The sequence below is a fragment of the Cyanobium sp. NIVA-CYA 375 genome (assembly GCF_056108345.1).
Genome location: NZ_JBSYHW010000031.1, coordinates 26,214 through 32,380 on the forward strand (window position 1 = coordinate 26,214; position 6,167 = coordinate 32,380).

Genomic DNA, 6,167 nt, shown 5'->3' on the forward strand with positions numbered 1-6,167 from the left:
TGAGGCCGCTGCTAGGCAATATGCAGCCATGTTTTCTCGTTGGATTGGTGCCTACGACCAGGGTTTGGCCTATTCCGGCCTGGCCCTAGGCACCTACCTGACGCTGCGCATCCTCAACTTCCCAGCCCTCACGGTGGGAATCGCTGCTGCCAATGGTCTGGTGGCTTTGGCTGAGGCCCCTAGTTGCTTCTTACCAGGGCTTTGCAGATGTGACCATGGGCATCAGCTCGCTGACCTGGGCCCTGCAGTTGGGCCTCGAACCGGTCGATCTCAAGTTGGCAAAGGCCCTGCTACAACTTTTTGCCCTGGCCTTTCGGCAGATCAGGGGAGGCTGGATTAAGGATCGCCGGCCCTGGTCTCAGTGTCTCTGGTCTCAGCCTTGAAGTGCTCAGCTGGGGCCATCCCCTACCGGGATCGGGCTTGCGGCAATTAATCAGCGATTTCTCGCTGAGCTGCCCCCCCCCGGCCAGTTTCTGGTGGTGATCGGCAGCAACGGCGCCGGCAAGAGCAACCTGCTCAACCTGGTGGCTGGCGGAGCGGCCTGGGCTTGCCTCTGGCAGACCGGCGGCCAGCGCCAGAACCTCAGCCTGGTGATGCTGCATGAGGGTCGCTTGATTGGCGACTGGAGTGCTGCCGAATGGTCCTAGCTGTGGGCACGCCCCCTGGTGGCGTGGGTCAACATCGCCCCAGCGTGGTCGGCAGGATCGGCACCAACCCGATGGGAAAGGAGCTGGATCTGGCGCGTCGGGTGAATACCGTTATCAAGACCGTCGGTTTGATTTACAAACCAGGCGAACCCAAACTTCGAATATGAAGCCAAAGTGCTTAATGAGGAGGCTGCCAAGCGCAATATCACTGTTGTGGAGCAGTCGGTGGCCAACTCCGGCGAAGTGCTGCAGGCCGCCCAAGTGCTGGCTGACAAGGAGGTAGATGCCTTCGTGAAGATTGGCGATTACGCCACGATTCAGGAGCAAGCTGCCCGGCTGCCTCGCCAGGATCTGCTGGGCTTGCATTGATAACGGCTACGCCGCAGGCAAGCTGGCGGTGCGGGTATTGAAGGGACAATCGCCGGCCAAAATGGCCTTCGAGCCCCTCACCAAAACTGAGTTGATGGTGAACAAGGCCACCGCCGCAGCGATTGGGGTAACCCTGCCTGAGGAGCTGATCAAGGAAGCTCAGAGGTGGTGAGCTAGAGCCCACCCCCATCAGATCACCCCTCTTTTCAGGGAAGGGGGGTGATGTTTTGCAGCTTGTCGTTGAGCTGGCTAGCCATAGCTTGGCGGCCCACGGCAAGCACCTTCAGGGTGTCTTCATGCATGCGCAGCTGGGCATCAGCTACCTGCATGCCTCGCACCAGCTCCTTCATTTCATCCGGCAAGCCGTTGAGGTCGTAGCGCTTGCCCTCGAAGGTCAGCACCGGCGGCTGGTTATCGGATTGCTGGGCGACATTGTCCACGAGAGGCAAATTTCTGCAGATCTCAGGATACGGGTGGCAGGCCAACCGGTCGCTTGAAGAAAAACATCAGCAGGGGCCCCACCTGGGCAGCTTCTACCATCTCCCAGTTTTCCTTGCCGAGGGCATTGAGAAAAAACTGCAGTTGTTCGGCCGGGTGGCGTGGTTTGGTGGCTGCGGCGTCGTATTGCTGCGGGAATTCCTGCTTGAGAAACTCCGGGCTCAGGGCGCCGCCGAGCCGCTCACTGTCTGCCTTGGGTGAGGGAGGACCCGGCGGATTGCCGCTTTCCACGTTGATGTGGATCACCCGGTATTCCCACGCCATCAGGCTTGCAGATGAATGAATTGGCGCTCGCAGAGCTCGCGGTAGCGGCCCCCCTGCGCCATCAGCTCATTGTGACTGCCCTGTTCAACGATGCGCCCGCCATCGAGCACCAGGATCCGGTCTGCCCCTTGCACGGTGGCTAGTCGGTGGGCGATCACCAGCACGGTGCGGCCCGCCATCGCCTGCTCCAGGCCCCGCTGCACCGCCTCCTCCGCTTCGGCATCGAGGGCGCTGGTGGCTTCATCCAGCAGCAGCACCGCCGGGTTACCCAGCACGGCGCGGGCAATGGCCAGCCGTTGCAGCTGGCCGCCAGAGAAGTTGCTGCCCCGCTCTTCGATGCGGCTGGCGTAGCCCTGGGGCAGGGCCTCGATGAAGCCGGCGGCGTTGGCGAGGCTGGCGGCCTGGCGGATCGCCGCCTCCGTTGCGGGCCGGCCGAAGGCGATCGCCTCGGCCACCGTGCCCGAGAACACGCTGCTCTGCTGGGGTACCAGGGCCACGGCCCGGCGCAGCTCCCGGGCCCGCAGGTCGGCTAGGTCGTGGCCATCGAGCAGCACCCGGCCCTGCTGGGCGGTGTTGAAGCGCAGTAGCAGGGAAAACAGGGTGCTTTTGCCGGCGCCGGAGGGGCCCACTAAGGCCACCACCTGGCCGGGCTGCACCTGCAGATCCAGGTCGTGCAGCACCGCTTGGGCGGGGTTGTAGCCGAAGCGCACCTGCTCGAGCACCAGCTCGCCGCGCACGCTGCCAAGCGGCTGGGCTGTGGCCCGGTCTGGAGCCTCCACCGGTTCGGCCTCGATCGCCCGCAGTCGCCGCAGCGAGGCCTGGCCCTGCTGGAACTCGTTGAAGTTGGTGGTGAGGTGGGATATCGGGTCGATCAGCATCAGCAAGGCCGCCACGTAGCTGCTGAAGCCCTGGCTGTTGAGGCCGCCGGCCTGAATCCGGGCGGCGCCGAGCAGCAGCACGGTGAGGATGCCGGCCGCTTCCAGAAAGCCCACCACCGGGTGCTGCAGGGCCAGCAGCTTGAGGGTGCGGTAGCGGGCCCGGCGGTGCAGGTCGATTTCGGTGTCGAAGCGCTGCTGCAGCCAGGGCTCGGCCGCGAAGGCCCGCACTAAAGGCAGCCCACCGATCGCTTCGCCCAGCAGGCCCGCCAGCTCGCTCACCTGCTTCTGGCTGCGTTCGGCGGCGGCCATTACCCGGGCGCCAAAACTGCTCACCAGCACCACCACCACTGGCGCCAGCAGCAGGGTGGCCAGGGCTAGGGGCCAATCGAGCCACACCATGTAGCCGAGCACCACCACCAGCTGCAGGGCGCTGGGGGTGGTGTCTTGGATGGTTTTGTAGATCACGTCTCCCACCCGGTCGGCGTCTTCAGTGAGGCGATAGGTGAGGTCGCCGGCGGAGAGCTTCTCGAGGGCGCCGAATTCCAGCCGTTGCAGTCGGGCAAACAGGCCGCGGCGCAGCTCCTGACTCACCCGCAGGGCCGGCCCGGCCAGCAGGGTGTCCTGGCCGAACTGGGCCGCCTTCTGCACCAAAAACAGCCCCAGGGCCGCGGCGATCGTGCGCAGCACCACCGGGAAGTTGCCAGCGCCGATGGCCGGAATCAGCTGGCCCGCCAGCCAGGCCAGTAGCGGCCAGCAGGCCACATAGATCAGCATGCAGAGCCCACCTGCCAGCAGGCGCCGGCGGTGGGGTCTCAGCAGCGGCCAGAGTTGTCGAAAGCCGGCCGGCGCGGGTGCAAGCATGCGCTAACGCTATCGCTGCTCCCCCAAGCCGCCCCTTGAAACTCGATCAATTCCTCAAATACCAAGGCCTGGCGGGCACTGGCGGTGAAGCCAAGCTGCGCATTCAGCGCGGTGATGTGCGCGTGAATGGCGCCATCGAAACCCGCCGCGGTCGTCAGTTGGCCCCCGGTGATGCGGTGGACCTCGACGGGCGCGAGTTGCTGTTCATCCCTCCTCGCGACCTGCCCCGAGCCAGGCCCTGACCGGCGGCCCATTAGGTTTTGAATATGTCGTTGGAATGGGCCGGTGCGCAAGGCCGTGATCGCGGGCAACTGGAAAATGCACCTGACTTGCGCCGAGACGCGGGCCTTTGCGGCTACGTTTCGGCCCCTTATCGCTGATCTGCCAGGCGACCGTGAGGTGGTGATCGCGCCACCGTTCACCTCGATCCCCACCCTCTGCCGCCACCTCGAAGGAGCTGGCGTGCAGATTGCCGGTCAGAACGTCCACTGGGAGGACCAGGGTGCCTACACCGGCATGATTTCGGCGCCGATGCTGCTGGAGCACGGCGTCAGCCACGCGATCGTGGGGCACAGCGAGCCTCGCAAGTACTACAGCGAGAGCGACGAGCAGATCAATTTGCGTGCCCGCAACGCCCAGCGGCATGGTTTGGTGCCTATCCTGTGCGTGGGAGAGAGCCTTGACCAGCGGGAGGCCAGCGAAACCGAGCGGGTGATTCATCGCCAGATTGAACAGGGCCTGGAAGACGTGGATCCCACCCTGTTGATCGTGGCCTATGAGCCAATCTGGGCAATCGGGACCGGCAAAACCTGCGCCGCTGAGGAGGCCAACCGCATCTGCGCTCTGATCCGGGGATGGGTTGGCAATGACAGCGTGACAGTGCAGTACGGCGGGTCGGTGAATCCGGCCACCATTGACGACCTGATGGCCCAAAGCGACATCGACGGCGTGCTGGTAGGCGGCGCTTCGCTCGACCCCGCGAGCTTTGCCCGCATCGCCAATTACCAGGTGCCGGCTTCGGTGTGATGACCGTGCCCTGTGGTCAGCGCACTGACCACCGCACTCGCGTGATGGGGATTGTCAATTTAACCCCCGATTCCTTTAGCGATGGCGGCCGGTTTGATCTCCCGGAGCGGGCCCTGGCCCAGGCCATTCGCTTGGTTGCCGAGGGTGTGGAAATCCTCGACCTAGGTGCCCAGAGCACCCGACCGGGAGCGGAGGCTATCAGCGCCAACCAGGAGTGGGCAAGGCTGCGACCGGCTCTTGAGCTGATCGTGGCAGCTCGGGCTGCAGGGGCTCTGGATTGCTCCCAGATCCAGGGTCGCATTCAGCCGAGTCATGACGCGCTGCAGAGCCCCCTGATCTCAATCGACACATTCCATGCCCGGGTTGCCTATGCAGCCTTGCGGGCTGGAGCGGATTGGATCAACGATGTGAGCGGCGGCCAGCGTGACTCAGCCATGTTTGCACTGGTGGCGCAAGCTGGGTGCCCATACGTGCTGATGCACTCCCGCGGTGACAGCACCTCAATGGATCAACGAATTGACTACGGACCTGGTGGTGTGGTCCGAGGTGTCGTGGCAGAACTGCAGGCTGCAACCGATCGGGCTCTGGCCGCCGGGATTCGTCCAGGTCAGTTGATCTGGGATCCTGGCCTGGGCTTCGCTAAAAACAATCAACAGAATCTGGAACTCCTGCGAAATCTTTCCTGTTTGCGTGCTGAGGGTTTCCCGCTGCTGGTGGGGCCTTCGCGTAAGCGCTTCATCGGAGCAGTGCTGAATGAATCCAGAGCTACAGCCAGAATCTGGGGCACGGCAGCAGTGATAGCCCATTGCGTGGCTGCCGGGGTCGATGTGGTGCGTGTACATGATGGCAGGCCGATGGTTCATGTGGTGAACATGGCTCACGCCTTAAACCATAATTAGAAATTATTTGAAGTCATTGAGGAGCTAATTTTTAATATAATTTTCTTGGTCTTGCTTGCCGTGGCTTGATATTCGCTATCTCAGCTATAATTTTCATCAAGGTTTTCATAGGATTGATTGCCACTGGCTGCTCTGCCGAGGCAAAATCTCCGCCAAAAGCATAGCTGACAATTTCTTTTTTGTTGGCTAGCGAAAGCTCTGCGAAAGCAAATGCAAGTTGATCTTTGCTCTCCCGCCAGATCCTGTGAATTGGGATTTGGATTTTATTGTCAAGTTCAAGAACTAAGTCCTCATTGAGGAAGTGAAAAATTGAGTTGCGAATCTCACACAGTGCTCCAGTAACTGACAAGTTATTTAGAAAAGCGTCATAAGTCTTGCCACATGAACTCACGAGCTTGCATGGTCTCTGAATTAACATCCTATGTTCAAGTCTGGGCTGAGACCGCTGAACAGATATCAGAATAGTGATCACAAGTAAAACACTATTAAAGCAACACCAAAGGCACCCATAAGCTAGGAGTCCCTGTGAGCTGCCTGAAACACTCTCGCCTAATGCAAAAATTATTTGAAAGAGGATCAAAATATTGAAGCCAAGTAAGATTGATGCAGGCAGCATAGTTTGAAGATAAGGCCCAGATATTGATACCAGTGAATCGGAACCTTTGGGTGTAACGGCAAACGCTTTTCCAAAGGGACTTATCATGGCCGCTAAAATTTCAGGAGCG

At 61.2% G+C, this 6,167-nt stretch carries 11 protein-coding genes; 7 read left to right on the plus strand and 4 right to left on the minus strand.

What is annotated here, in order from left to right; all coding sequences use genetic code 11:
* The first annotated feature begins 28 nt into the window (after window positions 1-28).
* The 4 genes from AC01FP_RS09520 to AC01FP_RS09535 all read left to right on the plus strand — a co-directional run bounded on the left by AC01FP_RS09520 (window position 29) and on the right by AC01FP_RS09535 (window position 1,188).
* Window positions 29-340 carry a hypothetical protein gene (locus tag AC01FP_RS09520; RefSeq protein ID WP_474479819.1) on the plus strand — a complete coding sequence of 104 codons (312 nt, stop codon included), beginning with the start codon at window positions 29-31 and terminating at the stop codon, window positions 338-340.
* A gap of 136 nt (window positions 341-476) precedes the next feature.
* Entirely contained in the window at window positions 477-647 is a 171-nt protein-coding gene (locus tag AC01FP_RS09525) for a hypothetical protein (protein ID WP_474479820.1), read from the plus strand.
* Window positions 648-821: 174 nt separating this feature from the next.
* The gene (locus tag AC01FP_RS09530) at window positions 822-1,016 is read left to right on the plus strand and encodes a hypothetical protein (protein WP_474479821.1); all 195 of its coding nucleotides are present in this window, start codon (window positions 822-824) and stop codon (window positions 1,014-1,016) included.
* Window positions 946-1,188: an ABC transporter substrate binding protein gene (locus AC01FP_RS09535; protein WP_474479822.1), complete on the plus strand. Its 243-nt coding sequence runs from the start codon at window positions 946-948 to the stop codon at window positions 1,186-1,188. Before AC01FP_RS09530 ends, AC01FP_RS09535 begins: the two co-directional genes overlap by 71 nt.
* Before the next feature lie 34 nt (window positions 1,189-1,222).
* On the opposite strand, the gene AC01FP_RS09540 is transcribed toward AC01FP_RS09535, so the two are convergent.
* The 3 genes from AC01FP_RS09540 to AC01FP_RS09550 are packed head-to-tail and all read right to left on the minus strand — an operon-like array spanning window position 1,223 to window position 3,517.
* On the minus strand, window positions 1,223-1,456 hold the full coding sequence (locus AC01FP_RS09540; RefSeq protein ID WP_106632964.1) for a DUF6447 family protein: 234 nt from the start codon (window positions 1,454-1,456) through the stop codon (window positions 1,223-1,225).
* A gap of 22 nt (window positions 1,457-1,478) precedes the next feature.
* Window positions 1,479-1,778: a hypothetical protein gene (locus AC01FP_RS09545; protein WP_474479823.1), complete on the minus strand. Its 300-nt coding sequence runs from the start codon at window positions 1,776-1,778 to the stop codon at window positions 1,479-1,481.
* Window positions 1,778-3,517 (minus strand): ABC transporter ATP-binding protein, encoded by a 1,740-nt coding sequence (locus AC01FP_RS09550; RefSeq protein WP_474479824.1) that lies wholly within the window; start codon window positions 3,515-3,517, stop codon window positions 1,778-1,780. Before AC01FP_RS09550 ends, AC01FP_RS09545 begins: the two co-directional genes overlap by 1 nt.
* Window positions 3,518-3,552: 35 nt before the next feature.
* On the opposite strand from AC01FP_RS09550, the gene AC01FP_RS09555 reads away from it, so the two are divergent.
* The 3 genes from AC01FP_RS09555 to folP are packed head-to-tail and all read left to right on the plus strand — an operon-like array spanning window position 3,553 to window position 5,442.
* On the plus strand, window positions 3,553-3,759 hold the full coding sequence (locus AC01FP_RS09555; protein ID WP_474479825.1) for an RNA-binding S4 domain-containing protein: 207 nt from the start codon (window positions 3,553-3,555) through the stop codon (window positions 3,757-3,759).
* Window positions 3,760-3,802: 43 nt separating this feature from the next.
* Entirely contained in the window at window positions 3,803-4,543 is a 741-nt protein-coding gene (gene tpiA / locus AC01FP_RS09560; protein WP_474479826.1) for a triose-phosphate isomerase, read from the plus strand.
* A complete protein-coding gene (gene folP, locus AC01FP_RS09565; RefSeq protein WP_474479827.1) occupies window positions 4,543-5,442 on the plus strand; it encodes a dihydropteroate synthase in 900 nt (299 codons plus the stop codon). Before tpiA ends, folP begins: the two co-directional genes overlap by 1 nt.
* A 31-nt stretch (window positions 5,443-5,473) precedes the next feature.
* Here the strand turns inward: folP and AC01FP_RS09570 are convergent.
* Window positions 5,474-6,167 (minus strand): PilZ domain-containing protein (locus tag AC01FP_RS09570; RefSeq protein ID WP_474479828.1); only part of this gene is annotated, 694 nt, incomplete at its 5' end.